Source organism: Mammaliicoccus sp. J-M40 (genome assembly GCF_022386395.1).
In the GTDB taxonomy this organism is placed as follows: Bacteria; Bacillota; Bacilli; order Staphylococcales; family Staphylococcaceae; genus Mammaliicoccus; species Mammaliicoccus lentus.
In genome coordinates this window covers 214,059-240,473 of sequence record NZ_JAJNIQ010000002.1, presented here as the reverse complement: position 1 = coordinate 240,473, position 26,415 = coordinate 214,059, and the positions used below count along the sequence as shown (strand labels likewise).

The following is a 26,415-nucleotide window of genomic DNA, read 5'->3' as shown; positions in this document are numbered from 1 at the left end:
CCTTTAACGTTTATCAATTTTCTTAACAATTAAATCTCCAATAAATTGGATAACAAATACAATAACTAGTATTAATATAGTAGAAACTAGGATTACATCATTTTGATTTCGTGTGAAACCAGTTAGATATGCTAAGTTACCTAATCCTCCTGCACCGATAACACCAGCGATTGCTGTAGATCCTACTAATGCAATTGCAGTTACAGTTAGACCTGATACAAGTGCAGGTAATGATTCTTTAAGTAATACTTTTCTCACAACTGTCCATGTGTTTGCACCCATAGATACAGCCGCTTCTATTACACCTTTATCTATTTCTTTCATGCCAATCTCTACTAATCTTGCGTAGAATGGCGCAGCTCCAATGATTAAGGCTGGTAGAGCACCTTTCGGACCACTTATTGTACCAAGTAAAATATCAGTAAATGGTAGCAACAATAGTATAAGTATGATAAATGGTATTGCTCTAAATAAATTCACTATAAATGAAACAATTGAATAAAATACACGAGAACTTTTAGATGTTCCTTTAGATGTTAAGAACAATAACGTTCCTAGTATTAAGCCAAACACTAGTGTAAAAACTGTTGAAATGACGGTCATGTATAAGGTCTCGTATAACGCTTCCCATACAGCGTCCCATCTCACGTTAGGCATTGTTACCATTTCAGTGATTATTTCACCAAATGACTTATTCATTAATACCCACCTCAACTTTCACACCAAGATTATTTAAGTCTTGTTTAATCTGGTCTTTAGAATAGTTTCCATCAGGCAGATGTACAATCATATGCCCAAAAGTACCATTTTGAGTGAGTTTAACGTCGCCTTCAATGACATTAATATTTACGTTATATTCTTTAATCACTTTGGCTAACACAGGTTCTGAACTAGTTCCACCTACAAAGTTCAGCTTCCATATTTCACCTTCAGGCTGTTCTTTCTTGAAGTCTTGCAACGTTCTTTCTAAATCATCTGCTTTCAAATCATCCTTAACAAATCTTTGCGTTACATGTGTTTGAGGATTATTGAATACATTGATGACTTCTCCTTCTTCGACAAACTTACCATTTTCCATTACGGCAACATGATCACAAATCTTTCTTATAACGTGCATTTCATGTGTGATAAGTATAATTGTTAAATCCAGCTCTTTATTGATGTCTATCAATAAATCTAGTATTTCATCTGTTGTTTGAGGGTCAAGGGCACTCGTAGCTTCATCACATAATAGTACGTGTGGATCATTTGCTAAAGCTCTCGCGATTCCTACTCTTTGCTTTTGCCCACCAGATAATTGAGATGGATAAGCATTTTCACGACCTTCTAATCCTACTCTTTTGATTAACGCTTCTGTCTTTTTATTAATCTCGCTTTTAGAGACACCTGCGATCTCTAACGGAAAAGCAATGTTGTCTTTAACTGTTCTAGACCAAAGTAAGTTAAAATGCTGGAATATCATACTTACTTTTTGTCGTTTTTTTCGAAGTTCTTGTTTTGACAATTTACCTATATTCGCACCATCTACTATAACTTCACCTTCAGTAGGGGTTTCTAACCCGTTAAACATTCGAATCAAGGTACTCTTTCCAGCTCCTGAAAAACCGATTACGCCATATATACTTCCTTTTTCTATATTTAAGTCAACATGGTCAACAGCTTTTATGTCACCTTTTTTTGTCTTGAAAGTCTTTACGACCTTATTTAACTCGATCAAATCTGTTGCCTCCTAATCCTTAAATTAAAAACGCCTCACTCTAATGATTAGAGAAAGGCGTTATTAATTGTCTTTCTCTCATCTCCAAAAGTTTACACTTTCTGTGAATTGGCACCATTTCATATTTATATGACGGTTGCCGGGCTTCTAAGGGCACATCCCTCCACCACTCTTGATAAGAGCTATTACGTATTTAATTAAATTCATACTATCACGATAAGTTTTTATCGTCAATAACTTTTTGAATATTCTCAACTATATACGGAACTGACTGAAATGCATAAATTCTTTTTATAACTTTTTCTTGTTTCATTATAAATAGAACTGGTACGGATTGTATTTCATATTCTTCACAAAATTCCGGATAAAAGTTTAAGTCACATTTGTTTATAGGTAGTTTTGTCATTTCGTTGGCAATATCTAGCATGCGTTCTGAGATTTTACACGTTCCACATGTTGGTGTATAACCGAATAACAAATGTATATCTTCATTAAAAAGCTTGTATACATCGTTCGATATTTCTGTGCGTTTCATGATAACGATACTTCCCTTTCAATACAAAGTCGTGATTAACTTCAAATCCATGATAGTTTAACACATTCGCTAAATATTGTCTTGGGCAACGTGCTACCTCAGTAAAAGTTGAATCTATATAAATATGATGACTTTCACTCACATATTTTTTGAACCATTTTCTTATGCGTTTACCTTCTTTATCTTGATCGACTAATATATACACTTGTTTACCATAAATTTCATCTAAAAGTTCGTCCATTTTTTCGACACCCATTGTACCGTGTGTGCAAATTACGTGAACGGGTTCATTTAATACTTCTTTCACTCGCTTCTTATCTGAAATACCTTCTACGATTATTACTTTTTTAATCATCGCCATGGCCTTCACCTTCTACAAATGAATAATATTATATTTTTACTTCTCAATGAGATTATGCTAAAAAACTCCATGATACTACTGTACCGTGGAGTTTGTTGTATTGCTATTCACCTATCATTTCACTATACGCATCAGCATCTAATAAATCATCTAATTGTGATTTATCAGTTAATTCTACTTTGACCATCCAAGCTTTGTCATAAGAAGATTCATTAACGTATTCAGGACTATCTTCTAATTCATCATTTACTTCTACAACTTTACCAGAAAGAGGTGCATATAGTTCAGAAACTGTTTTTACAGATTCTACACTACCGAATGAATCTCCACTAGTTAATTCGTCACCTTCTTCTGGTAACTCAACAAATACGATGTCCCCTAATTCAGATTGAGCGAAATCAGTAATACCGATTGTAACTACATCGCCATCAACTTTTACCCACTCATGTTCTTTTGAATATTTTAACTCATTAGGCACTGCCAAAGTAATCCCCTCCTATATGTAATTCAATTATAATAATGACATAAAGCCCTTATTCAAGCAACTATTTTATAGCCAAGTTTGGCGGTATTCATCTTCTTTAAAACCTAAAGTGATTTTGTTACCTAATACAGCTAATGGGCGTTTAATTAACATGCCATCTGAAGCTAATAATTCGAATTTTTCGTCGTCAGATAAATCATCAATTTTATCTTTAAGACCTAACTCACGATATTTTGCACCACGCGTGTTAAATAATTGATTAACAGTAACGTCTGTTCCATCAATCATATCTTTTAATTCGTTAGCAGTTGGTGTTAATTGAGTAATATCTATTGGTTCAAAACTCGCACCATTTGTTTCTAAAAATTTTGCAGCTTTTTTACATGTTGTACAGTTAGGATATTGATAAAATTTTATCATGTCTATACCTCCATATGTGTATTTAACATCATTATACCAATATTAATTAAGAACACATAGTCTTGAGTTAAATATTTTTTTAATAAACAAAAATAAGCTATAATTCATTTATAATATTAATTCTTAAGGAGCTTGAAAATATATGAAAACAATAAACCAATATGATGAATTCAAAGAGGTTACACAAAGCGATAAACCAGTAGTCATTAAATTCTTTGCAGGCTGGTGCCCAGATTGTACGCGTATGGATCAATGGATAGATCCGATTGTCCAAGAATACAATAATTACGATTGGTATCAAATTAATCGTGACGATGTCCCAGATGCAGCAACTGAAAATGATGTAATGGGTATCCCAAGTTTATTAATATTCAAAAACAATGAAAAACTAGCACACTTACATTCAGCAAATGCTAAAACACCAGAAGACGTAAAAGCATTCTTAGCTGAAAATTTAAAATAAGATGATTTAAGGCTTCTCCTCATCCGATGGGTTTGTTATTAACGGATGAGGAGATTTTTTATATGATATTTTAAAAAGTGCATGCTTGTTTTGCTAATTCTTAGATCTGCCATTTTTTATGTTTATTGTTATTATAGCAACCCATAAATCATATTTTACTTTAGATTTTTATTGTGAAGATATACGAAAGTGCTTTGTTTTTAGGTTTGAGCCAGAATAAAAAGTTAATTCGTGAGTTTAGGTATTACTTAATCCAATAGAGGTGTGTGTAGTTGGATTAACGTCATAGAAAATCCAATAAAAGTGCTCTACTTGGATTATTGTCTTAGTAAATCCAATAACAATATCAACTCATGCTTTTTTGATTAATAACATCCAAAAAAGAGCTAAGGATTTATATCCCTAGCTCTTTTAAATTAAAACTTACCACTTCGTTAATGTGGATTTATTTTTTCTTCTTGAGAATACAGCATTTTCATCTTTTTCAGTTACATATAAAAATCCGTTTACGTCTTCATCATCATTTGCACCAACGATATCACGGAATGTTGGTTTAAAGATGTAGTCAGGTGTTTTCCAACATGAGCCCATACCCGCTTCGTGTATCAATAGCATTAGGTTTTGCATAAATGTTGCTACAGCCATTTGATTTTCAAGATTTTCTTTTTGTCTAGTATCTCTTCTAGCTAATATTACAAAAATACCACCAAGTCTTGAAACTTTTTCTATATGCTGTTCTTGTTTTTTCTCATCATTCACAAATGCAGATGTAGCTACCTTTTTAGCAAATTCATTTATTTTCTCTTTACTAACGTATACTAAACGCCAAGGTTCTCTCATTCCATGATTCGGAGCATATGTTGCTAAATCAACTAGTGACATTAGCTTTTCTTCATCAATATGCATATCATGATCATAATTTTTAACACTACGTCTTTCTTGTATGACTTGTTGTAATTCCATTTTAACACTCCTATTAATCTATTGATAATTATTATCAATTATATCATATAAATAAGCCTGAGTTCTAACTTTGAGAATTCAGGCTTAAAAATATTCTACTGGTTATACAGTGCGAGTTGTTCTTTAATATTTTTAACATGTAATTGCCCTGGTGCTGCTTCGCTACCTACAAAACCATAAGTAAGTCGTGAACCAAATAAACCGCCAGTAATCCTAGTCATAATACCAAGCTCACCCATTGATATACCTACTACGTCGATATCTAATTGATGATATGCTCTATTCATCGCATTTAACAACGATAATAAGTCTTTTTCGTTGTTAGGCATTACTGCTAATTTTCCAATATCAGCACCTAGCTCTGCCATTTTTTCGTAAGTCACAAACATTTCTTCCACATCTGGCGTTGCTTTAAAGTCATGGTGCGAAATAATTATTTTGACGTTATTATTTTTAGCTCTTGTAATACAATTCATTAGATTATCTTCATAAGTATCTAATTGAACATCGACATAATCTGCTTTTTGATTACAAATAATATCTTGCATCAATTTATAATATGTTTCATGGTCGAAGTCCCCTAATCCACCTTGACCTTTTGAACGATAAGTAAAGAGAATTGGTGAAGCGGTATACTTTGATTTAAACGCAGCTAACACTTCATTTATATTTTCCAAAGAAGTATCAGATAGTGTATCCGCTCTAAATTCTACAATATCTACTGATTTGTCGTTCATATTAAGTTCTTCTACTGTTTTTTCAATATCGTTTTTATCTTTTAAAGATACGGTCGCAACAATATCAGGAAACGTTTCTTTGCCTTTTTGTTTCATAGCCATTCCTCCAATGTTCTTCTATTACCATTTTACATTAGTTAGCGCTTTTTTTCTATTGAATTCAATATAATACGATAATAAAAAAACAGCAAAAATTCTTATTTTATTAAGAACTTTTACTGCTTATAATAAAGTTTATTATTTTACTATTAAAACTGGAATCTTAGCTCTTTTAGCTACTTTATGACTTACGCTTCCTAGTACTAATTTATCAGCATCTTCAGCTTTTCTATTACTTAGTACTACAATTTCATAATCTCCGCTATTTGCTAATTTAAGTAACCCAGCCTTTGGATTACCTTTAATAAATTCTAGATTATATTTAATGTTTCGTTCATTAAAGAAGTCAAATACATGTTGAATACCTTTTTGACGTTTCTCTGTCATTTCTTCAAAGTGCACACCTGTACGGACTGAGGCTTGTATATCTTTCTCGCTTATCATATTAATCATTGTAACAACTGTACCTTCACCTGAAAGTTTTGCTATTTCTTCCAGAACTTTTTCATTTTTCATATCTGTATCGATGCCGAATAAAATGTCTCTATACATGTTTACCACTCCTTTACTTTATTTTAAATGATATTGTAAGCACTATTCAACTTTTATCAACCATTATATATATTTATTATTAACCGACTATTAATATTCTGTATATTTAATAATAAGTGTAGATTTATTCCCCAAATTACTATAAACTAAAAATAATTAATAAAGAATACAATTGTTTTTCATTTTTTAATCTCTATTATAAGGCAATTAGAAAAAAATGAATTTCTATTTATTTTTTATTAAAAAATAGTTTTGTGGAAGGGGGAAATATTATGAATAATTCTAACCAATCAAATGAAAATCCATTCAATCAAAACAACTCAGACCAACAAAGCAATCAACAACAAAATTCACAACAAGAGAACCCGTTTAATCAGTCGAACCAAAGTGGTTTTCAAGGGAATCAACCACCTCATTCTGGAGATCAGGGAGATTCAAATCTTAAACCATGGTTATTTGGTTGTGGTGGATGCTTAGTTATATTCATAATATTGGCGATTATTCTAGGTGCATGTGCAGCAGGGCCAATCAAAGAACAAATTGATAACTTTACGAGTGATACTGAAGAAAAGTCTACCGAAGAGGAATCAACTGAGGAAGAATCTACAGAAGAAGAAACAACTGAAGAAGAGACAAGCGAAGAATCTACTACTGAGGAATCAACAACTGAAGAAAATGACAACGATAGTTCGGTGACAAATAAAACATCAAATCTTGGCGGATCAATTAACGCTGTGGGTACAAAAATCACAGTCGAAAAAGCAGAATTCGTTGAACCAGATTCTAAATATAGTAAACCAAGCAAAGATAAAATATTAAAAGTTTACTATAAACTAGAAAACATTAATAATTCTAGCTTGATTGTAGGCGACACTAACTTTGGCGTTACAGCAGATGGCCAGAGAGTAAGTAAATTCTATAGTATGCGTGATTCCGATGCTGGTTTCAGCTTTAGCTTGAAACCTGGACAATCAGATGAAGGTTATGTATATTATGACGTGCCTGATGCAGATAAATATGAGGTACATTTACAATTAAAATCAAAAGATAATAGTTATAGAATGAAATGGAATATTAAAGATTCAGATTTAAAGTAAATAAGAAGCCGTTTGACAATAAACTTGTCTAACGGCTTCTTATCTTTTTTATTTCTTGAATTTATCAATTACTTCATTTGCTTTATCTTTAACGTTCTCTACAGCTTCTTTAGCTTTGCCTGAAGTTTTTTCTTTTTTACCTTCGTTTTCTAAATCTTTATTATCCGTAACGTCACCTACTGTTTCTTTAACATTACCTTTTGCTTTTTCATATTTACTTTCGTCTGCCATCATTTATCACCCTTTATAAATCAATTTGAATGATTTATCATTCATTAATTACATACCACTTTCCATATAGCTTTAAACATTAATTTTGGAAGGTTTTTTTAATGGCAAACTATCTATAAAGCTATATATCGCCATGCCGATAATAATAAGTGCCACTCCTAGCATACTCAATGGCCCTGGGATAGGCAATCCAAGTAATATCATCTCTCCTATAATAGCAAAGACAACTTCTAAAGACTGCGTTGCCTCGACTCCTGCTAATTTCTCTTGGTCATCTTTTACAAGATTCGTTGCATAGAAAAACAGTACTGTTGCAATAATTCCAGAAAACAACGCAACTATAAAAGATTGTGTAACTTGATTAGAAGATGGTAGACCATGTTTAATATATCCTATGCCAAATATTATAAACCAGACGGGCATCGTAACTAAGGTCATTCCAAATACTCGTTCAATTGTACCTATATCATGTTTGACTACACTCATCATTTTTCTATTTCCTAACGGATAACAAAATGCAGCAATTATTATAGGTAGAAATCCAAGCAAGAAAATATTTAAATGAATTTCCGAAGCTTGTGGTATTTGTATAATGATAATGCCTACAAACATAATGCTAGATATAGCAAGGGACCTCCATGGTATTTTATTTCTCACTAAAATGGTTTCACCGGATACTTTCACTTTATCTATAAAGAGTGGCGCTAATAACATGCCACATATAATCGTAATTTGCCATGTCCCTGATATTACCCAACCAGGGCTATATTCAGCTGCAAACGTTAAAGGTGCATAAAATAAAACGAATGCAAAGAAACTCCATATAAACCAAGATGATTTGTACATGCTGATATGCTTCAAGACATGACCTGTTTTTCCTTTAATTACTACAATTAACCATAAAAAAGGCAACATGAAAATAAAGCGAAGAGATGAACTGAAATACCATGATCCACCTTCATTAGCCATTAAATGATTAAATACAAATGTAACTGCAAAAAATAAAGCTGCCAAAATACCAATTAAAATCGCTCTCATGTTAGCCCTCTTTCTTATACGTTTAATATTCATTATTCCATAAAAGAATGACGTTTTACATTATTTTTTTAGAAAATATCTCATATTTATAAATTAAATATTTTTAAAATGGTTTAATTTATAATAAGCGGGTAAACAATATATATAATCTATAAGGAGGTCTTTTTTTTATGGCAACTCAATATGAAACTAAAGCAACAAACACTGGTGGACGTAAAGGTCATGTTTATACAGACGATAAAGCAATTGATGTAGACGTATTACCACCACAACAAGCTGATGGCAATGCGACTAACCCTGAACAGTTATTCGCTGCAGGCTATGCTTCTTGCTTCAATGGTGCTTTTGATTTAATCCTTAAACAAAACAAAGTGCGTGACGCTGAACCAGAAGTTACGTTAACAGTTCGTTTAGCAGATGATCCAGAAGCTGAAAGCCCTAAATTAGAGGTAGACATTGATGCAAAAGTTAAAAATGTTTCTCAAGAAGATGCGGAAAAATATTTAAAAGATGCTCATGACTTCTGTCCTTATTCTAAAGCGACAAGAGGTAATATCGACGTTAAATTAAACGTAGAAGCAGTTTAATATAATTGCCTAGATTAATTTAAAGTCAAATAAATCAGGAGGCGTTCTTCAATTTAAAAGAACGCCTCCTGATTTTTATTTAATATATTATTTTAACGTGACATCATTAATTTTTTTCACTTTCTTCAGCATGCCACCATAATGCATCTTTCGGATTTTCAAAAACTTCATGTAAATCCTTTTTATTATCAACGTTCGGATAAGATCCACGAAGCGATTTATTTGATGTTGTTTTAAACATAAACACAAATACAAGTAGTCCTATAACGTTAATAACAGTTAAATAATATGACGGTGCAATTTTTTGACCAGTTGTTTCTACTAAAGTTGTTAAAATAAATGGTGTTAAACCACCAAATACCGCTGCACCTATATTATAAACGAGCGATAACGTTCTTAATCTTACTTTCGTATGGAATATACTTGGTAAGACTGAAGGCATAACTCCTTCAAATGTTGACATGAATAAAGCAATAATAAATAGACCGATAATAATCATTGGTATAGAAGGTATACTCATAAACCAGAATGCTACAACTGAGAATAAACTGAAACCTATTAAACCAAATAATATTGTGTTTTTATTACCTACTTTATCACTGTACCATCCAAAGAAGAATACTGCTGGTATCATTGCAGCCATTGTTACTGTACTTAATACACTACTCATCGTACCACCTAAATCAATCGTTCCATTTAGGAATGATGGTATGTACGACAATACCATGTAGTTTGCAACGTTTAAAAATGCTACACCAGTGAAACATACAATGATATCTCTCCAATATTTTTTGAAGATATCCTTATAAGAATATTCGAGTTCTTCTTGTTCTTCTAAAGTTGATTCGTATGCTGGGCTTTCATCTAGATTGTTTCTTAAATAAACCCCTACAATACCTAATGGTGCCGCAATAATGAATGGAATTCTCCAACCCCATGCTGCCATTTGTTCATCACTTAGTAATGCATACATAATACCAACTAATGCCGCAGCTAAAATATTCCCTGATAATGTTCCTATTTCAAGGCCACTTCCTAATTTTCCTCTTGTCTTATCAGGAGATGTCTCCGCTATGTATGTCATCGCACCAGCGTATTCTCCACCAGTTGAGAATGATTGAACCATTCTAACAATAAGCAATAAGATTGGTGCCCAAATCCCGATTTGATGTTGCGTTGGAAGTAACCCTAACACTAAAGTAGAACATGCCATTAAAATAATGGTTGATGACAGAACAACTTTACGACCATGTTTATCCCCTATGTGACTGAAGAATATTCCTCCAATCGGTCTTACTATAAAAGCAAAAGCAAAAACTGCAAAGGTTGATGCCAACTGTATTTCTTTTGGCATGTTCCCGAAGAAATTCGAACTAATGATAACCGCTAGTTGAGCGTAAAGACCAAAGTCAAACCACTCAATAGCGTTACCAATACCTGTTGCAAATACGGTTTTCTTCGTTTTACTCGCATCTACAACATTGACGTTGTCTTTCTTAAACTTCATTTTTAAATACACTCCCCATTTATCTCTATATAAACATATAACCTATTAAAATTTTTTAATCAAAATTTTTGAAATTCAATTTAAAATATTTCTTAAAATATTTTCATACCAATAATTATAGAAGTACTAATAAATTTACTTTTTCTATATTTAGCTCTATATTGAAATAAAGATATTTTTTAGGAGGGAATACATGTCAGGGTTTTACTTTTTAGTAATTGTTACAATAATCAGTGCCATTGTGAGTTTAGGATTTTCATTAAATGCAGTCGCTGATAGAAAACAAAATCAAAAATCTCAAACAAACGCACTTTATGCTTTATCACGAAGTTTAGTTTTATTTTTATTATCTATTATCGCCTTATTTACTGGTAGCGCTGCTTTTTTAACTGGTGTTGCGCTCGCTGTTGCTTTAACACATATCTTTGATGGGTTTATTGGGATAATTTTAAAAAATGATTTTAAAACTTACGGCCCATTCATTACAGGTTTTTTACACCTTGTAATTATCGCAATATTTGCATAATATACATACTAACAAACATACAGCTTCGACGCAAAATCGCTATAATTCTATCATTTAATTAAAAAGCCACTCTGTTGAATCCTCAACAGAGTGGCTCAGAGTGTCGACAAAGTCTTAGACTTTGCCGGCATTTTTTTATGCGCATGCTTTTCGCGGGCATGTTCTCAGTCTGTAGTCTTCGAATCATGCTGTTCCCGCAGGAGTCAGCGCTAAAAAAATACCGAAAATTAACAATCCATTTTATAATATAGTTGAAATTTTATTTAGGAGTTGATTCTATGTTAAATAAATCCGAGAATAAACGTGACCAATATGAAATGATTTCTGTTTCAGAGTTAGTACCTAAAAATCATTTATTGAGAAAAGTTGATAAAATATTAGATTTAAACTTCGTTTATGAACTTGTTGAAGATAAATACTGTTTAGATAACGGACGTCCTTCTATTGATCCTGTTATCTTAGTTAAGATCTTACTGATTCAAAGATTATTTGGCATAAAATCAATGAGGCAAACTATTAAAGAAATTGAAACTAACGTAGCTTACCGTTGGTATTTAGGATTTAGCTTTCTTGATAAAGTCCCTCATTATGGTACATTCAGTAAAAATTATACAAGACGCTTTCATGATACTGACCTGTTTGAACAAATATTCGAAAGAATATTAGAAATTGCGATTAAGAATAACTTAATTGACCACTCAACGTTATTCATTGATTCAACACATATCAAAGCTAATGCGAATAAAAATAAATATATTAATCAAGTTGTAAAAAAGGATACATTACATTTCCAAGAAGAACTTAATAATGAAATTAATCAACAGAGGTTAGCGCAAGGAAAAAAGCCCATAAAAAATAAGAAAAAGGAGGAGTTTAAAAATAAGAAAGTCAGTACTACCGATCCAGAAGCTGGTTACTATGTTAAAGGTGAAAGAGAAAAACAATTTGCGTATAGCTTACATAGTTGTGTAGATAAAAATGGTTTTATAATTGATCAACATGTCACACCTGGAAATATACATGATAGTACACAGTTGAAACCTATGGTTGAAAGATTAGAAGAAAAAAATATGTTGCCAATCACACTAGCAGTAGACTCTGGATACAAAACGCCATTCAATGCGCATTATTTACTAGAGAAATCGATAGTACCTGCAATGCCCTATACAAGACCAAAAGGAAAGCCAGGAATATTTAAAACTAAAGATTTTATTTATGATGAATATTACGATAGTTATATATGTCCAAATGATAAATTACTAACTTTTAAAAGAACTATGCCAACAGGGCATAGATTATACAAATCTAATCCTATTATATGTAAATCATGTCCACTACTAAATGAATGTACAGAAAATAGAAGTTTTACTAGAGAAATTCGAAGACATGTATGGCAAGATGATTTAGATATAATCGAAGATTTAAGGTTTGTAGATACAATAAAAAAAGCATATAAACTAAGAAGTCAAACAGTAGAAAGACGATTTGGTGATGCAAAAGAACAGCATGGTATGAGATGGACTAGATATAGAGGAATTAAAAAAGTTTCCATGGACACCACGCTTATTTGTGCTGCCATGAATCTTAAAAAGTTGGCAATGTGGCTCGTAAAAGAGCCACAAATAGCCTAGATTAAACGTAGTTTAATCATGATTTTAGTGGAAAATATTAATCCATATAAAAAAACAAACTGAACTTATAAATTTAAGTTCAGTTTGTCCACAGTCTGAGCCACTCTGTTGAATCCTCAACAGAGTGGCTTTTCCTATATAAATTCTCACAACTTTAACGCATATATTATTTGTTCTAGAATAAACTTATATTTTCTTTGCTAAGTCAGTCATATAATCAAAGAATGCATCTCTATTTACATCATTAATAATATTAACGTTTCTTCCTTCTTCACTCTTGTATGTTCTACCTTGGCTTGGTCCATGAGTAAGTACACCTAGTTTTTGTTGTTCTTTTTGTACAAGTTCTGGTTTACCAACATAAGCAGTTGTTAACACATCCCATAAGAAGTACGTTGAATTTGTAACGAAATGTGTAAGTGGTGGAACAAGCGCATAACATATCCCTAAGAAATCTACACCTTCATAGTTTCTTTCATTCGCCCACCTTTTACGAACATCTGGTGTAAGAGGTACTTGATTTGTACTTTCTAATGCTACCATATCTATTTTAATATCTGTATCAAATACAACTTTAACCGCTTCAGGATCCCAAAAAGCATTCCATTCAGCTGTTCCATCATGTTCTGGTTCTTCAACGTTACCTTTGTCTAAAAGCGTACCGCCCATCCAAACTAATCTTTCTATACGTTCTTCTATTTTAGGTTCAACTTTTAAACTTTTAGCTAAATCAGTAAGAGGACCTGTAAATAACATTGTTACTTTTTCTTTGCTATTCATTAATTTTTCAATAATATCTTCGTATGCTTCTTTTTCTGAAACTGTTGAATGAATATTCATTTCTTCATTTAAAATAGGCATAGCATCTACATAAAATGCATGCATTCTCCAATCTTTAGGAAATGGATTTTTCCCTCTTTCATTTGAAGGTGCAACATTTAATTTTTGATTTGAAAAACGATTGATAATTTTGCAAGAAGCGCTCGTAGCAGGCTCAACATAACAATCCGCTCCGATTGCACTAACGCCTATTAAATCTACATCTTCCATTTGTAATAATAAAAATAGCGAAATTAAGTCATCCACGCCACCGTCATGGTTAAAATATACTGTCTTCATTTATATACCCTTCTTTCATTCCCAATAGCACCATTATACATAATAATTAATTTTTATTATATCAATTATTTAAATTTACTTGTTTATGTATCACTAAAGATATATACTCTCATTATTAAATGTAAAATTTTAGGATATGAGATGAAAAGATGAAAATATTTATAAAACTAATCATTTTTTATTTAAGTTTATTTCTGAGTACTACACTTATTGGTTCATTATTGCTCTTTCTACCTATTACAGGCAGGAAAACTATTTCTTTTATTGATGCATTTTTTGTAACCACAAGTGCCTTTACAGTAACTGGTATATCTACTGTAGATATACCTAGCCAATTCAATACGTTAGGGTATATTGTTATTTTACTACTTATTCAAATTGGTGGATTAGGTATCGTCGCAGTAGCTCTGTTTTCTTTGATTTTATTTAATAAAAAAATTTCATTCTTAAACAGAGAATTATTAATGATTACTTGGAATTTCGATGAATTCGGTGGAGTTATAAAAATCCTTAGAAACCTATTTATATATACAATCATTGTGGAAAGTGCAGGTTTCTTACTATTATCAATCAAATTTCTACCATTATTCGGATTAAAAAAAGGACTTTTCATATCACTTTTTACATCTATATCTGCGTTTAATAACGCTGGCATATCACTATTTTCTAATAACTTGATGTCTTTTTCATCAGATTTATATATTAATTTTGTCGTATCTTTTTTAATAATTTTAGGTGGTATAGGACCATTAGTTGTTTATGATATTGTCGTTAAAAAACGTTTTAACAAACTGCACCTACATACTAAAATCGTGATAACAGCTACTGCTTTTCTAATTTTATTTGGTACATTGTCTATATTTTTACTTGAATACCATCATGGTCTATCTAAATTATCAATAAAAGATAAATTATTAACTTCATACTTCCAATCTGTTTCAACTCGTACTGCAGGTTTTAATACAATAGAATTAAATCATTTATTACCAGCTACATATGCAGTTATGATTTTCTTAATGTTTATCGGAGCAGCTCCAGTAAGTAGTGCTGGCGGTATTAAAGTAACTACATTTATTTTAATATTAGTATTTCTTTGGCAAAATGTTAGGAGTTATGAGTATCCTTATATCTTTAAAAGAACAATTCAATTTCATCAAATATCAAAAGCTTTATCTATTGCATTACTCAGCTTTATTTTGGTAATAATCGTGAGTTTAACTATGAACCTATTTCAACCAGACATTGCATATCATAAGCAATTATTTGAAGTAACTTCTGCATTTGGAACAGTCGGTTTGTCTACTGGTATTACTTTTGACCTCAACACATGTTCGAAATCACTAATTATTATCGTCATGATTGTTGGTAAAATAGGCATTATTACATTATTAGCCCTTCTAACACAACGAGATACATCTAATTACCGATTTGCTGATGGCAAAGTACATCTATAAAAAATGAGTCTGGGACATAAATAATTGTCCCAGACTCTCTTTTTATTATTCATCTTCGTTAGATTTTGAGTCAGCTTTATCTTCGTTACTTGAGTTGTCTTTAGCTTTTTGTTCGGCATCCTCTTGAGCTTTTTTATCTGCTTCTTCTTGTGCTTTACGATCAGCTTCTTCTTTGGCCTTTTCTTCTGCTTGACGTTGCTGTTCTTCAGCCTTTTTCTCAGCGTCTTCTTGTGCTTGTTCCTCTTCTTTACGCTGTTGCTCTTCAGCTTTTTTATCTGCCTCTTCTTGAGCCTTTTTCTCTTCTTCTTTAGCTTTCTCTTCTTCTTTTTGCTTTAGTTCTTCTTCACGTTTTTTATCCGCTTCAGCTTGTTTTTCTTCTTCTTGTGCTTTTTTATCTGCCTCTTCTTGTCTCTTCTTCTCTTGTTCTTCTAATTTTTTCTGTTGATCATTATTTTGGACCGCATTATTATTATATTGTTCTTCTGATGATGGTATTTGTTCAGTTGGTACTTCTTCTGTTGCTGGCGGTTGATTACTTTCAGTTTCTTTTACTTCTGAATTTTTAATATTCCAGTCTGCTTTATAAGTCTTATCTTCTGGCTTAAAGTTCATTTCTACTTTATAATTATCCGCTTCTGGTACATCATAATATAAATAACTATTTTCTGTGTTACCTTTTTTTAACTGATGTTGGAATCCAGGTGTATTTTCATTCATACCAAAGAATTGATTTTGACTTTCACCATCAATCGTGAGATCAAAAGCAGAATTATCCACTAGAATTTGCTTTTTATCTACATTTTTAAATTTATAATATACTTTTAATACTTTACCATTCTCAGGGTAGTAATATTGATCTTCAGGTTGAACAAACTCTGCCTTAACAACAGTAATTTCAAGTCCGTTCACTCTAATTTTATCTCCTAATTCCAAACCCTTCAGACCTTTTTCAGGCGTGTCTTCGAGCTTTTTAGTCTCAGTCTTTTTATCTTTCGTTTGTTGCTCGCCAAATAACTGGTCTACAGAATAACTACTACTTTTCGGCAGCGTTAAAAAAATCGAAACAAAACAAATTAACCCTACGAAAAATAGTGTTACAGTGCTTATTAACACTCCAACAAACTTACTTTTGTTCGCAATTTTTACAATAGTCGTCACCAACATCGTGACAAATGCTATAGATATTAAAATCCATACAAACGTAAAAATTAAACTGTTCATTTTTTCTCTCCTTATCGTATCTTTTATTTATCTTATAATAGCACGGATTATCTAAATAAAAATAATAAAACAAACTTTATTTCCTTTTTATAATCATTCCCTAAAATTTGAAATTTAAAATTAATTCACTAAACTTATTTACTCTTTCTCTTTTACTAACAAACCACCATGGTAACAAAAATATTTTGAAGCATTTAAATCAACAACTTTTTTTAATGAATGTTTTGCTTCTTTTAAATTCATGCTATAGTCCGGATTTGCTACTATAAGCTCCTCACCTTCTTTTACTGCGGCATCACCTGTTATCACGCTATCTTCTGACTGTATGTATAAAGAAATGTGTCCACTTGTATGACCAGGGGTTTGCACAATCTCGACCTCTTCTTCTAGTATGATTGCACCATCTGTAACTTCTATATCAACTTCCACATGATCTAAAGATTCTAGTAGTTCTATGAACTGTGTACCTTTCTCTTTATCGTATTCAGGCATGCTTTTTAATAATTCTTCCGCTTGAGTAAGTCTTTCAGATTTTTCACTACCGTTTATATACTTTGCTTCTATGAAACTACTTATTACTTTTACATGTTGGTATTTATCCTTAAAGGCTTTAAGAGCCCCTATATGATCGTCATCATAATGAGTAATAATGATATTTTGTAAATTATTCATATCATAACCTAAGTTTTGAACAGCTTCTTCTATCTTCGGTAAGAAACCGGGATACCCAGTATCAACAAGTGTTAAAGCCTCTTCTAATACGATGAGCATTGGATATATAGCATGCTCATGCCCTTCATAATTAAACTTTATTTCTAATTCTTCTATTTGAATAGTCATAATAGAGCTCCTTTATTTTCTAACGGTCTTTTTCGAAATTGTTAATTATTATGATTCTCATTACAATTACTACTATATAAAATGATATATATAATATTATTTTAAAGGAAACAAATTACATTAGAAAGGTTTTTGGCTTTTTAATTTTTAGGAGGATTAGCATGATACCTAAACATATCGTTTCAGCTGCATGTATTGTATTAAACGACGAACAGGAAATATTACTAATTAAAGGACCTAAACGTGGTTGGGAGATGCCTGGTGGTCAAGTCGAAATCGGTGAACCTTTGCATGAAGCAGCTATACGCGAAGTAAAAGAAGAATCTGGCGCTCACATTGAAATCACCAGATTCTGTGGTATTTTCCAAAACACTACTGACGGTATTGTCAACACATTATTTTTAGCACACTACATAGGTGGCGAGTTATGTACGAGTGACGAAAGTTTAGAAGTAGGCTTCTTTACATATGATGAAGCAATGGAAATGGTTACGTGGAAAAATTTCAAAGAAAGAATCTCTTTAAGTCTGAATGAAAAAGAACCATTTCTTGTTACGTTCTAGTATTCATCTTTCAAGATACTATATACTAGTGTATCTCTATAACCATCTTTAAGTTTAATATTTTGTCTCAATATCGCTTCATGTCTCATTTTTAATTTTTGAAGTACGATTTCTGAAGCGGTATTATTTATGTCTGTTGAAGCCCATATTCTATTCAGTTTCAACACTTTGAAACCATACTTCACAATAGTTCTAGCTACATCTGTTGCAATACCATTGCTCCAATATTCTGGATGGATAGTGAATTCAATTTCTCCACTATTATTCTTCTTATCACTTATTAATTGGATAGCACCTATAACATTATCCGTATCCGCATCTACTATTACATTGTACATCCAATCTTCATCTCTATTTAATAACGTTTGTACAAATTCTTCAGTCTCTTCATATGTTAACGGATCCCAAGTTTGATATTTCGCCACTTCAGGTAGTGAAGTATACGCGTGAATATCATCTAAATCCGATTCTTTTAAATCTCTTAAATAGTAATCCATCCTAATCCTCCTAATATTTCTATGCTTTATGACTAAACGATTGGGATTATCTTAACATAATTACATATCTATATAAACTAATTCCTATATATTTACTCAACTTTTATTAAAAGAAGATTTCACTTTACAAAACAGAACATATGTTCGTATAATAAAAGTATAATGTTTTTGGAGATGATAATGTGGTAAAAATAATTAATCCAGATATGCCTGAAGAATTTCAAAATGAGACAGATTACAGAAATATTCCAAGAGAATATTTAAATCCGAGAATTCCTCAAGGAAGAGGAATGATTAAATGGGCGCCATTTGCGACAATGCCACAGCAATTCGAAGAAATCTCACAATATATTAAAGATCAAACAAAGATAGAAAAACCTACACTTGATGAATCCGCGCTAGCTGATTTAAACCATGTATTAGCGGAGAAAATTTTCTATAATCCAAATTGCGAAATTAAATATTGGCACAATGGCTATATTAAACAAGTGAAATGTGAAATACATAAATTCAACTCCGAAATTAATATGCTACAAGTTATTAATCAAGAAAATAAACAAGTCATGTACTTAGATATGGACTGTATATTAGGAATAGAATAATGAAAAAGAATCGCCTGTAGATACCAGCGATTCTTTTTTGTCGTTTTTAGGTTTTTACGGTTCGATAATTTTGTTTTATCGAACCTTCTATAAATAAAATCGCATCATATCTTCATCATAATATTGCTTTCCATCATAAATAGCCATCGGTTCAGTTGCAAATCTTTCAAAACCTAATTTTTTATAAAATTGAATCGCTCTATCATTCATAGATAAAACTGTTAAATCAATCACTTTTAATCTTTCTATACTAGATGCTTCTTTTATAAGTTCTTTCACTACGCTTTCAGAAACACCACTCCCCCTATCCTTTTCTTTACAATACATAGCGACTATGTTCCCTTTATGTTGTAGCTTTTTAACACCTTCTCTATAAAATGTTGCAACACATACAAGTTCATCATTTCTAAATCCACCATATGTAAATTTAGAATCAGTACTTTCTAAACGTTGTTCAAATCTACTAAAAGGATATTCAACCTCATCTTCATACAAAGAAGCAAAAGCTTGGGCATCAGTTTGCAAAGCTAATAATCTAAGCTCCCTAAATTCAATGGCATCAGTTTTATTTATTTTACGAATTTTCAATATAAATCGCCTCCTATTTCAGATTGTCAAACCACATCAAAGCTTCTTTTTCAATATTTCTCACGTAATCTTTTTTAGCTTTACTGTATTCTCGTGTGTCATGGTATTTACTTGCTAACATTTCTTTGTAGTGGCTATATTCTTGGGCAACCTTTTCATTTACTCTCAAATAATCTCTAAAAATGATATGTCTTTCTATTTCTTTATTTCCTTGTTCATATATATGTATATGATGGGTTCTGTTTTCTCCGCCTTTTCTTAATAGTCTTCTGCCACTAATACCCCATTCTCCCGCTACTTCGTAACCTAAGTTTATAAATAATGAGTTAAACTGATCGACCTTTTGAATATCACGTACTATAACCATCATATCGATAACTGGTTTAGCTTTCATCCCTTCAATAGAAGTACTTCCAAAATGCTCAAACTGAATAATTAAATCTCCTAAAATTCCCTCTAAATTTTTACACTCATTTTGATAAAGACTTTTCCAACTTTCTTTATATGAACTTAACCTAATCTTCAAATGATCACCCCTTATTTAATAAATAACATAAAATAAGTTCTTTAGTTCTATTTGGTCAACTTAAATTATCTAGTAACTTGTTTATTTCAATAAACTTTGAATTTTTAATAGACAAATTCGTTTCTTCATATGTTTCACGTTTCACTACTTCTTTCGAAGATATTTTTATACATTATGAATCTATTTCCACCAATATTACCATTATGTACAAAAAAAGAGTATGAGAAATAAATTATTCCATAAAAAAAGAACCCGAGCGTGCTTTTGTCTCGGATTCTTTCCTATTTCATAAGTTTTATTGTAATACCCAACTATATGGATCTTTTAATTGTGACCAGTCTTGATCTATTTCATCTGCATTAATGAGACATTCATCTAATGATTTTGTAATTTCATCAACGTCTAAATCACTGCCGATAATAACAAATTGTGTTTCTCTATCTCCATATTCTGGATCCCAATTTGCTTTTACTTCAGGTCTTTCACTTAGTATTTCATTTTTTTGTGCTTCACTCATTGCATCAACCCAATATGTTATTGGATGGATGTTAACGAATGAACCTGCTTGTGAAAATAGACAAGCTACGTGATTATATTGTGCTAACCATACAATACCTTTTGCTCTGATGATATTCCCTTGCATATTTTCCATCCATTTATTAAATCTATCAGCATGGAAAGGTAAACGTCTTCTGTATGCAAATGATGAAATACCGTATTCTTCAGTTTCTGGTGTATGACTAGCATGACCGCCTTCAGTCAATTCTTTAATCCAACCGGCAGAATTACTCGCCTTTTCAAAATTAAATAAGCCTGTGTTAACAACCTCTTTAATTGGTACATCAGCAAAGTTTGTTTTTATAAATTTAGCGGTTGGTTGTAATTTTCTTAATACATTCTCTAGTTGATCTAAATCTTTTTTGTCCACTAAGTCTGTTTTATTTAGAATCAACACGTCACAAAATTCAATTTGATCTATTAATAAATCAGAAATTGATCTTTCGTCTTCTTCACTAACACCTTGATCTCTATCAGTTAATAAATCTTCAGAGCGCATATCGTTAATGAAGCGGTGCGCATCGACTACTGTTACCATAGTATCTAATCGACAAATGCTTGTTAAATCGATACCTAGTTCATCGTCAATATATGAGAATGTTTGAGCAACTGGTACGGGTTCTGAAATACCTGTTGATTCAATTACAATTTGGTCTACATCTCCACGTTCTGCTATTTTTTGTACTTCTACTAATAAATCTTCTCTTAATGTACAACAAATACAGCCATTAGAAAGTTCGACGAGTTTTTCATCAGTTCTAGAAATACCCCCACCTTCTATGACTAAATCTTTATCTATATTGATTTCACTCATATCGTTTACGATGACCGCTATTTTTAAACCTTCTCTATTTTTTAAGATGTTGTTTAATAACGTCGTTTTTCCTGAACCTAAATATCCACTTAGTACAGTTACAGGTATTTTATTCAATTTGTTTCCCCCTACTTTCTAATTGCTTATGCCCAAATCACACAGTTGCTTACCAACTTGATTTTTTCACGCCAGGAATTTGACCTTTGTGCGCATATTCTCTTAAAGCAATTCTAGACATACCAAATTTTCTGTATACACCTCTAGGTCTACCAGTAACTTGACATCTACGTGTAATACGCGTAGGTGATGCGTCTCTAGGAAGTTTTTTTAAACCTTCGTAGTCTTTATTTGCTTTTAATTCTTCTCTTTTTTCTCTATATTTCTCTACCATTTGAATACGTTTTTGTTCTTTTGCTATTTTAGATTTTTTTGCCATGTATATAACTCCTTTTAAATTATTATTGAACATAATGTGAATAATGAAATAAATAAGCCAACAAAGAAGTTGGCTTGAAATCGTATATTAAATAAAGTAAATGAAGTAGCCACGTAATCTCTCGGAGGTAAATCGTAATGACTACGCTTTAACTATAAAACATAATTCCAACTTTTGCAAGTAGAAAATTTCATTTCTTTCAATTTCAATAATTTTAAACTTGCTTACCTACTTCAAAGATGATACTTTACTATTATACAAAACGTAGTTATTACGATTTAGGAAGTGTATAATATGAAAGATACATTTAAAGCAATAATAATTGGTGCCGGCCCTTCTGGAATCGGTATGGCTATTGCTCTAAAAGAACTTGGTTTGAAAGATGTCATGATTTTAGATAAAGGTAAAGTTGGTGAATCATTCATTAATTGGCCAGATACTACTCGATTTATTACGCCATCTTTTACCACAAATGGATTTGGTACACCAGACATCAATGCTATTACACCACATAGCTCTCCAGCATTCACATTTAAAAAGGAACATATTTCAGGATTTGAATACGCTCAATATTTAAATGCACTTACTCAAATATATGAGTTAAATATAAAGGAACATACAGAAGTCATCGATATTTCAACTGATGAACAAAATGATTCATATACTATAAGTACAGAAAAGAAAGGTTTTAAAGCAGATTATATTTTTATAGGAACAGGTAATTTCTCATTTCCACATAAACCATTTAAACATGGTGTTCATTACTGTGAGATAAAGAATTTTTCAAATGTTGAAGGAGAAACTGCTACTATAATAGGAGGAAATGAAAGTGGCTTCGATGCTGCAATACACTTAGCCCTTTTAGGTAAGAAAGTCGATATATACACAAATTCTACAAGCTACGACCAACAAGATCCTGACCCAAGCGTTAGACTTTCGCCATACACGCATCAGCGTTATGTTGAGTTAGTAGAACAAGGTTATCCTATTAAACTACACTCAAACTATTCTATAGAGGAAATTGATTTCATAAATAATCAATATACAATAAGGTTTGAAAATCAAACACGAAGTATAACTGTTGCAAATGAACCAATTTTAGCTACTGGCTTTAACCCTGTTCAAAATAATCCGTTAACAAATATTCTATTTGAAAATAACGGGAATAGTTATGAATTAACTGACGATGATGAATCAACAATTAATCAAAATATATTCCTAATTGGAGATACAGTTAAACATCAAGATGTCATTCTTTGCTACATTTATAAATTTAGAACACGCTTTGCAGTATTAGCTAACCTTGTTTGTGAAAGAGAAGGCATAGAAGCAAATGAAGATGCAATTGAATTTTATAAGAATAATCAAATGTATTTAGATGATTATTCTTGCTGCGAAGTTGATTGCTCATGTTAAGAGTGGAATACAATTTAAAAGATGGGCCATTTTCTAATATACCTAATGAAAAACATTATATTGTTGTAAAGCATTTAAATAAACTGACAACTGAACAAAAAATGTCTTTCAAAAACTTTATTATTAAGAAAAAATTAAATTTAACATTAGATGAATCACATAAAAACATCATAGAAAATCGTTCTGAAACTAAAGATATCATTTCAGAACTAGAATTACTTAGAAAAGAAAAGTTGCGTCGAGTTCCTACATTGAAAGATATGACATCATCATTATTACTTATTATTTTAATGTTTATGTTACCTATTTATATATCTTTTTATCTTTCAAGCTTTGTTCAAAACAACTGGATGGAAAGTTTTCTTAGTTTTACATCTAACAGTCTACACTTTCAATCAGAATTTTTAAATGATATATTGTTCGGTGATTATGGGCTACTATCCCTTGGCATTTATTCTGTCGTCTGGGCGTTACCAGTTGTCATATTCATTAGTATTTCTACAAACATTGTGAGTGAAAGTCATTTAAAATCTTATATCGTATGGTCAATCGATCCAATTATGACTAAAGTTGGTTTAACCGGTTACGATATTGTACCAGTGATTGAAGGGTTCGGTTGTAACTCAGCTGCAGTATTAAGAGCCAACCATGATTGTAGTGCTTGTAGTAAAAGCAATTGCATTAGTTTAATAAGTTTCGGTTCATCATGCAGTTATCAAATTGGTGCAACTTTATCACTTTTTAGTGTGATGAACGCACCTTGGCTCTTTATGCCTTATATTTTAATTGTCTTTATAGGTGGAATCATACATATAAAACTATGGTCTCCAAAGTCTATATTACCTACACATTATTTTGTATTAGATAAAGTAAGAAAGCCTTCTATAAAAGCTATATGGCTTCAATCTATGGATACAATTAAGTCTTTTCTCGTTCAAGCTTTACCTATATTCTTCGTAATATGCATCATAGCAAGTTTATTATCTATGACACCTATACTTGTTTATGTCTCAAATATATTCAATATCATATTACAAGCAATTAACGTACCTAAAGAAATGTCTACAGGCATTCTTTTTTCAATGATCAGAAAAGACGGCATGCTTTTATTTAATATGAATCATGGAGCTATACTACAATCTATTTCGTTAAAAAGTGCTTTCTTACTTATATTATTTAGTTCGACTTTTTCTGCTTGTTCAGTAACAATTACGATGATAATTAAAAGTTTAGGTTGGCTAGAAGGCATTAAAATCGTTGGCAAACAGATGGTAACTGCAACGATTTGTTTCTTCATTACAGTATTAATTTTAAATTTATTATAGGGGGATTAAACCTTGATATTATCGGATCAAGATATAAAGCAATATATCAACGAAGAAAAATTAAAAATTACACCTTTCCATGAAGCGTTTATTGAACCCGCTTCTATCGATTTAACATTAGGCAATCATTTCCTTTTACCTAAAACACCTAAAAGTGGTGTGCAGCCTTTATCAACAGCTATAGAGTACAACGAGATTCACGCAGAGAAATTCACCATACCTGCTAAATCCTTTGTCTTAGCAACTACTGTTGAGTATATTGAGTTACCGAATGATATAACAGGATTTGTAGAAGGAAGAAGTTCTATAGGAAGAGCTGGTTTATTCATACAAAACGCAGGATGGGTTGATCCAGGATTTGCTGGACAAATTACATTAGAGTTATTCAACGCGAACGATTTTGCATTAGAAATAAATGTTAATCAGCGTATATGTCAATTAGTTCTCGCACAAACACGTTCTCCTGCTAATCATGCTTACAATGGTAAATATCAAGGACAAAAGAATACAACAGGTAGTAAAGTTTATATGGATAAAGACCCAAAATAAAGGTGGCTTTTAAATGGAAATTGTAATTATAACCGGATTTTTAGGAAGCGGCAAAACGACGATGTTGAATAGTTTAATCAATGATGTTCAACAAGAAAATAAAAAATCAGCAGTCATTATGAATGAATTCGGAAAACGTAGCATTGATACTGAGCTCATTCAATCTGACGTTCCAATAAGTGAAATGATAAATGGATGCATATGTTGTGTTATGAAAGAAGATGTTGCAACACAATTACACCAAGTTTATTTAGAATACCAACCAGATGTCGTATTTATAGAATGTAGCGGCATCGCCCATCCACTTGAAGTATTAGATGCATGCTTAACACCGGTACTTGCGCCATTTTCAACAATAAGAACAATTATTGGCATTGTGGATTTACCGGCTTATCAACACCTTTCTTCTTATACTGAACAAACACAACAACTGATAGATATACAACTTAAATATTGTCACGATATTGTATTAAACAAAATCGACATGATGGATACAGATGACGCTATAAACACAATGAAATCTATACAAGAAGACTATACAGAAGCGGATATCTTTTCTACGACATTTGGAAATATCCATTTTAGTCATTTTACAAAATCTAATCGAGATTTAAAGGTTACACAACACGACGCACATCATCATGGTCATGTTTTCCATAAATATTATCCATTAACAGAACCAATTATGATGGAAGGTTTTAAAACATGGTTAAAAGATTTACCTAATAACATCTATAGAATTAAAGGCTTTATTACATTTAAAAACGATCCAAATAAATATTTAATCCAAGTTTCAAATGATAACCTAAGGATAGAACAATATAACATTAATATCGATGATTACTTAATATTGATTGGCGATAATTTGAATAAAGAAGCGGTATTTTCCCCTAATGAAATAAAAAAAGCATCTCATCAAAGTAAATGATGAGATGCTTTTTTTATAAATTGGATTTTAT

At 31.6% G+C, this 26,415-nt stretch carries 32 protein-coding genes and 1 riboswitch; of the genes, 12 read left to right on the top strand and 20 right to left on the bottom strand.

Features of this window, described 5'->3' with window-relative positions; translation table 11 throughout:
* Positions 1-3 precede the first annotated feature (3 nt).
* The 6 genes from LQ688_RS03825 to LQ688_RS03800 all read right to left on the bottom strand — a co-directional run bounded on the left by LQ688_RS03825 (position 4) and on the right by LQ688_RS03800 (position 3,517).
* Positions 4-699 carry a methionine ABC transporter permease gene (locus LQ688_RS03825; RefSeq protein ID WP_017001083.1) on the bottom strand — a complete coding sequence of 232 codons (696 nt, stop codon included), beginning with the start codon at positions 697-699 and terminating at the stop codon, positions 4-6.
* Complete coding sequence (locus tag LQ688_RS03820) at positions 692-1,717, bottom strand: methionine ABC transporter ATP-binding protein (RefSeq protein ID WP_103268584.1); 1,026 nt, start codon at positions 1,715-1,717, stop codon at positions 692-694. Before LQ688_RS03820 ends, LQ688_RS03825 begins: the two co-directional genes overlap by 8 nt.
* Positions 1,718-1,792: 75 nt before the next feature.
* A riboswitch (SAM riboswitch) is annotated at positions 1,793-1,899 on the bottom strand.
* Between the two features lie 29 nt (positions 1,900-1,928).
* Positions 1,929-2,252 carry a thioredoxin family protein gene (locus tag LQ688_RS03815; protein ID WP_017001081.1) on the bottom strand — a complete coding sequence of 108 codons (324 nt, stop codon included), beginning with the start codon at positions 2,250-2,252 and terminating at the stop codon, positions 1,929-1,931.
* The gene (locus tag LQ688_RS03810) at positions 2,209-2,613 is read right to left on the bottom strand and encodes a toprim domain-containing protein (protein ID WP_017001080.1); all 405 of its coding nucleotides are present in this window, start codon (positions 2,611-2,613) and stop codon (positions 2,209-2,211) included. Before LQ688_RS03810 ends, LQ688_RS03815 begins: the two co-directional genes overlap by 44 nt.
* Positions 2,614-2,716: 103 nt before the next feature.
* Positions 2,717-3,097: a glycine cleavage system protein GcvH gene (gene gcvH, locus LQ688_RS03805; protein WP_103268585.1), complete on the bottom strand. Its 381-nt coding sequence runs from the start codon at positions 3,095-3,097 to the stop codon at positions 2,717-2,719.
* Positions 3,098-3,163: 66 nt separating this feature from the next.
* Entirely contained in the window at positions 3,164-3,517 is a 354-nt protein-coding gene (locus LQ688_RS03800) for an arsenate reductase family protein (protein WP_017001079.1), read from the bottom strand.
* Between the two features lie 142 nt (positions 3,518-3,659).
* Here LQ688_RS03800 and LQ688_RS03795 point away from each other — a divergent pair, with 142 nt between their 5' ends.
* Positions 3,660-3,980 (top strand): thioredoxin family protein, encoded by a 321-nt coding sequence (locus LQ688_RS03795; RefSeq protein ID WP_017001078.1) that lies wholly within the window; start codon positions 3,660-3,662, stop codon positions 3,978-3,980.
* A 423-nt stretch (positions 3,981-4,403) separates the two neighbouring features.
* On the opposite strand, the gene LQ688_RS03790 is transcribed toward LQ688_RS03795, so the two are convergent.
* From LQ688_RS03790 to LQ688_RS03780, 3 genes are all read right to left on the bottom strand, one after another.
* Complete coding sequence (locus tag LQ688_RS03790; protein WP_239752638.1) at positions 4,404-4,943, bottom strand: nitroreductase family protein; 540 nt, start codon at positions 4,941-4,943, stop codon at positions 4,404-4,406.
* A gap of 95 nt (positions 4,944-5,038) precedes the next feature.
* The gene (gene aroD, locus LQ688_RS03785; RefSeq protein ID WP_064204456.1) at positions 5,039-5,776 is read right to left on the bottom strand and encodes a type I 3-dehydroquinate dehydratase; all 738 of its coding nucleotides are present in this window, start codon (positions 5,774-5,776) and stop codon (positions 5,039-5,041) included.
* Positions 5,777-5,917: 141 nt separating this feature from the next.
* A complete protein-coding gene (locus LQ688_RS03780; RefSeq protein WP_017001068.1) occupies positions 5,918-6,331 on the bottom strand; it encodes a universal stress protein in 414 nt (137 codons plus the stop codon).
* 272 nt (positions 6,332-6,603) lie between these two features.
* On the opposite strand from LQ688_RS03780, the gene LQ688_RS03775 reads away from it, so the two are divergent.
* Entirely contained in the window at positions 6,604-7,428 is an 825-nt protein-coding gene (locus LQ688_RS03775) for a DUF4352 domain-containing protein (RefSeq protein WP_239724010.1), read from the top strand.
* A gap of 48 nt (positions 7,429-7,476) precedes the next feature.
* Here the strand turns inward: LQ688_RS03775 and LQ688_RS03770 are convergent, their stop codons facing one another.
* Together LQ688_RS03770 and LQ688_RS03765 are read right to left on the bottom strand one after the other, a co-directional pair.
* Positions 7,477-7,659, bottom strand: a complete 183-nt coding sequence (locus tag LQ688_RS03770) for a CsbD family protein (protein ID WP_017001066.1) — start codon at positions 7,657-7,659, stop codon at positions 7,477-7,479.
* A gap of 72 nt (positions 7,660-7,731) precedes the next feature.
* Positions 7,732-8,697, bottom strand: a complete 966-nt coding sequence (locus LQ688_RS03765) for a DMT family transporter (protein WP_103268587.1) — start codon at positions 8,695-8,697, stop codon at positions 7,732-7,734.
* 170 nt (positions 8,698-8,867) lie between these two features.
* Between LQ688_RS03765 and LQ688_RS03760 the strand changes: the two genes are divergently transcribed.
* A complete protein-coding gene (locus tag LQ688_RS03760) occupies positions 8,868-9,284 on the top strand; it encodes an organic hydroperoxide resistance protein (RefSeq protein ID WP_017001064.1) in 417 nt (138 codons plus the stop codon).
* A 106-nt stretch (positions 9,285-9,390) separates the two neighbouring features.
* On the opposite strand, the gene LQ688_RS03755 is transcribed toward LQ688_RS03760, so the two are convergent.
* The gene (locus LQ688_RS03755; protein ID WP_103268588.1) at positions 9,391-10,791 is read right to left on the bottom strand and encodes an MFS transporter; all 1,401 of its coding nucleotides are present in this window, start codon (positions 10,789-10,791) and stop codon (positions 9,391-9,393) included.
* Positions 10,792-10,984: 193 nt separating this feature from the next.
* Here LQ688_RS03755 and LQ688_RS03750 point away from each other — a divergent pair, with 193 nt between their 5' ends.
* Together LQ688_RS03750 and LQ688_RS03745 are read left to right on the top strand one after the other, a co-directional pair.
* Positions 10,985-11,317: a hypothetical protein gene (locus LQ688_RS03750; protein ID WP_070044935.1), complete on the top strand. Its 333-nt coding sequence runs from the start codon at positions 10,985-10,987 to the stop codon at positions 11,315-11,317.
* A 278-nt stretch (positions 11,318-11,595) separates the two neighbouring features.
* Positions 11,596-12,948: an IS1182 family transposase gene (locus LQ688_RS03745; protein ID WP_107591166.1), complete on the top strand. Its 1,353-nt coding sequence runs from the start codon at positions 11,596-11,598 to the stop codon at positions 12,946-12,948.
* 186 nt (positions 12,949-13,134) lie between these two features.
* On the opposite strand, the gene LQ688_RS03740 is transcribed toward LQ688_RS03745, so the two are convergent.
* Positions 13,135-14,067, bottom strand: a complete 933-nt coding sequence (locus LQ688_RS03740) for a nucleoside hydrolase (protein WP_103268589.1) — start codon at positions 14,065-14,067, stop codon at positions 13,135-13,137.
* Positions 14,068-14,216: 149 nt separating this feature from the next.
* On the opposite strand from LQ688_RS03740, the gene LQ688_RS03735 reads away from it, so the two are divergent.
* Positions 14,217-15,521: a TrkH family potassium uptake protein gene (locus tag LQ688_RS03735; protein ID WP_103268590.1), complete on the top strand. Its 1,305-nt coding sequence runs from the start codon at positions 14,217-14,219 to the stop codon at positions 15,519-15,521.
* Positions 15,522-15,566: 45 nt separating this feature from the next.
* Here the strand turns inward: LQ688_RS03735 and LQ688_RS03730 are convergent, their stop codons facing one another.
* The gene (locus tag LQ688_RS03730) at positions 15,567-16,742 is read right to left on the bottom strand and encodes a hypothetical protein (protein WP_103268591.1); all 1,176 of its coding nucleotides are present in this window, start codon (positions 16,740-16,742) and stop codon (positions 15,567-15,569) included.
* A 138-nt stretch (positions 16,743-16,880) separates the two neighbouring features.
* On the bottom strand, positions 16,881-17,576 hold the full coding sequence (locus tag LQ688_RS03725) for an MBL fold metallo-hydrolase (RefSeq protein ID WP_239752652.1): 696 nt from the start codon (positions 17,574-17,576) through the stop codon (positions 16,881-16,883).
* Between the two features lie 167 nt (positions 17,577-17,743).
* On the opposite strand from LQ688_RS03725, the gene LQ688_RS03720 reads away from it, so the two are divergent.
* Entirely contained in the window at positions 17,744-18,145 is a 402-nt protein-coding gene (locus LQ688_RS03720) for an NUDIX hydrolase (RefSeq protein WP_017000722.1), read from the top strand.
* Here LQ688_RS03720 and LQ688_RS03715 read toward each other — a convergent pair.
* A complete protein-coding gene (locus LQ688_RS03715; protein ID WP_070044931.1) occupies positions 18,142-18,642 on the bottom strand; it encodes a GNAT family N-acetyltransferase in 501 nt (166 codons plus the stop codon). The two genes, LQ688_RS03720 and LQ688_RS03715, sit on opposite strands and share 4 nt — an antisense overlap.
* 182 nt (positions 18,643-18,824) lie before the next feature.
* On the opposite strand from LQ688_RS03715, the gene LQ688_RS03710 reads away from it, so the two are divergent.
* Entirely contained in the window at positions 18,825-19,244 is a 420-nt protein-coding gene (locus LQ688_RS03710) for a YolD-like family protein (protein WP_017000726.1), read from the top strand.
* An 87-nt stretch (positions 19,245-19,331) separates the two neighbouring features.
* Here LQ688_RS03710 and LQ688_RS03705 read toward each other — a convergent pair whose 3' ends face one another.
* From LQ688_RS03705 to rpsN, 4 genes are all read right to left on the bottom strand, one after another.
* Complete coding sequence (locus LQ688_RS03705; RefSeq protein ID WP_239752637.1) at positions 19,332-19,832, bottom strand: GNAT family N-acetyltransferase; 501 nt, start codon at positions 19,830-19,832, stop codon at positions 19,332-19,334.
* Between the two features lie 13 nt (positions 19,833-19,845).
* Positions 19,846-20,358, bottom strand: coding sequence for a GrpB family protein (locus LQ688_RS03700; RefSeq protein WP_017000729.1), 513 nt, complete (start codon positions 20,356-20,358; stop codon positions 19,846-19,848).
* A 295-nt stretch (positions 20,359-20,653) separates the two neighbouring features.
* Positions 20,654-21,847, bottom strand: a complete 1,194-nt coding sequence (locus tag LQ688_RS03695) for a GTP-binding protein (protein WP_017000731.1) — start codon at positions 21,845-21,847, stop codon at positions 20,654-20,656.
* Positions 21,848-21,896: 49 nt separating this feature from the next.
* Positions 21,897-22,166, bottom strand: coding sequence for a 30S ribosomal protein S14 (gene rpsN, locus LQ688_RS03690; protein WP_017000733.1), 270 nt, complete (start codon positions 22,164-22,166; stop codon positions 21,897-21,899).
* A gap of 294 nt (positions 22,167-22,460) precedes the next feature.
* Here rpsN and LQ688_RS03685 point away from each other — a divergent pair, with 294 nt between their 5' ends.
* From LQ688_RS03685 to LQ688_RS03670, 4 genes are read left to right on the top strand one after another with little or no spacing between them, the layout of a single operon-like run.
* On the top strand, positions 22,461-23,582 hold the full coding sequence (locus LQ688_RS03685; protein ID WP_239752636.1) for an NAD(P)/FAD-dependent oxidoreductase: 1,122 nt from the start codon (positions 22,461-22,463) through the stop codon (positions 23,580-23,582).
* Positions 23,576-24,907, top strand: coding sequence for a nucleoside recognition domain-containing protein (locus LQ688_RS03680; RefSeq protein WP_239752635.1), 1,332 nt, complete (start codon positions 23,576-23,578; stop codon positions 24,905-24,907). Before LQ688_RS03685 ends, LQ688_RS03680 begins: the two co-directional genes overlap by 7 nt.
* A 12-nt stretch (positions 24,908-24,919) precedes the next feature.
* Positions 24,920-25,456, top strand: coding sequence for a dCTP deaminase (gene dcd, locus LQ688_RS03675; RefSeq protein WP_017000739.1), 537 nt, complete (start codon positions 24,920-24,922; stop codon positions 25,454-25,456).
* Between the two features lie 13 nt (positions 25,457-25,469).
* Positions 25,470-26,384: a CobW family GTP-binding protein gene (locus LQ688_RS03670; protein ID WP_239703767.1), complete on the top strand. Its 915-nt coding sequence runs from the start codon at positions 25,470-25,472 to the stop codon at positions 26,382-26,384.
* Positions 26,385-26,415: the final 31 nt, after the last annotated feature.

Excerpts from the sequence above, each read along its gene's own strand:
- LQ688_RS03825 (WP_017001083.1), bottom strand. The coding sequence starts at position 699 with ATGAATAAGTCATTTGGTGAAATAATCACTGAAATGGTAACAATGCCT.
- LQ688_RS03815 (WP_017001081.1), bottom strand. The coding sequence starts at position 2,252 with ATGAAACGCACAGAAATATCGAACGATGTATACAAGCTTTTTAATGAA.
- LQ688_RS03810 (WP_017001080.1), bottom strand. The coding sequence starts at position 2,613 with ATGGCGATGATTAAAAAAGTAATAATCGTAGAAGGTATTTCAGATAAG.
- LQ688_RS03800 (WP_017001079.1), bottom strand. The coding sequence starts at position 3,517 with ATGATAAAATTTTATCAATATCCTAACTGTACAACATGTAAAAAAGCT.
- LQ688_RS03795 (WP_017001078.1), top strand. The coding sequence starts at position 3,660 with ATGAAAACAATAAACCAATATGATGAATTCAAAGAGGTTACACAAAGC.
- LQ688_RS03790 (WP_239752638.1), bottom strand. The coding sequence starts at position 4,943 with ATGGAATTACAACAAGTCATACAAGAAAGACGTAGTGTTAAAAATTAT.
- aroD (WP_064204456.1), bottom strand. The coding sequence starts at position 5,776 with ATGAAACAAAAAGGCAAAGAAACGTTTCCTGATATTGTTGCGACCGTA.
- LQ688_RS03780 (WP_017001068.1), bottom strand. The coding sequence starts at position 6,331 with ATGTATAGAGACATTTTATTCGGCATCGATACAGATATGAAAAATGAA.
- LQ688_RS03775 (WP_239724010.1), top strand. The coding sequence starts at position 6,604 with ATGAATAATTCTAACCAATCAAATGAAAATCCATTCAATCAAAACAAC.
- LQ688_RS03770 (WP_017001066.1), bottom strand. The coding sequence starts at position 7,659 with ATGGCAGACGAAAGTAAATATGAAAAAGCAAAAGGTAATGTTAAAGAA.
- LQ688_RS03765 (WP_103268587.1), bottom strand. The coding sequence starts at position 8,697 with ATGAGAGCGATTTTAATTGGTATTTTGGCAGCTTTATTTTTTGCAGTT.
- LQ688_RS03760 (WP_017001064.1), top strand. The coding sequence starts at position 8,868 with ATGGCAACTCAATATGAAACTAAAGCAACAAACACTGGTGGACGTAAA.
- LQ688_RS03755 (WP_103268588.1), bottom strand. The coding sequence starts at position 10,791 with ATGAAGTTTAAGAAAGACAACGTCAATGTTGTAGATGCGAGTAAAACG.
- LQ688_RS03750 (WP_070044935.1), top strand. The coding sequence starts at position 10,985 with ATGTCAGGGTTTTACTTTTTAGTAATTGTTACAATAATCAGTGCCATT.
- LQ688_RS03745 (WP_107591166.1), top strand. The coding sequence starts at position 11,596 with ATGTTAAATAAATCCGAGAATAAACGTGACCAATATGAAATGATTTCT.
- LQ688_RS03740 (WP_103268589.1), bottom strand. The coding sequence starts at position 14,067 with ATGAAGACAGTATATTTTAACCATGACGGTGGCGTGGATGACTTAATT.
- LQ688_RS03735 (WP_103268590.1), top strand. The coding sequence starts at position 14,217 with ATGAAAATATTTATAAAACTAATCATTTTTTATTTAAGTTTATTTCTG.
- LQ688_RS03730 (WP_103268591.1), bottom strand. The coding sequence starts at position 16,742 with ATGAACAGTTTAATTTTTACGTTTGTATGGATTTTAATATCTATAGCA.
- LQ688_RS03720 (WP_017000722.1), top strand. The coding sequence starts at position 17,744 with ATGATACCTAAACATATCGTTTCAGCTGCATGTATTGTATTAAACGAC.
- LQ688_RS03715 (WP_070044931.1), bottom strand. The coding sequence starts at position 18,642 with ATGGATTACTATTTAAGAGATTTAAAAGAATCGGATTTAGATGATATT.
- rpsN (WP_017000733.1), bottom strand. The coding sequence starts at position 22,166 with ATGGCAAAAAAATCTAAAATAGCAAAAGAACAAAAACGTATTCAAATG.
- LQ688_RS03685 (WP_239752636.1), top strand. The coding sequence starts at position 22,461 with ATGAAAGATACATTTAAAGCAATAATAATTGGTGCCGGCCCTTCTGGA.
- LQ688_RS03680 (WP_239752635.1), top strand. The coding sequence starts at position 23,576 with ATGTTAAGAGTGGAATACAATTTAAAAGATGGGCCATTTTCTAATATA.
- LQ688_RS03670 (WP_239703767.1), top strand. The coding sequence starts at position 25,470 with ATGGAAATTGTAATTATAACCGGATTTTTAGGAAGCGGCAAAACGACG.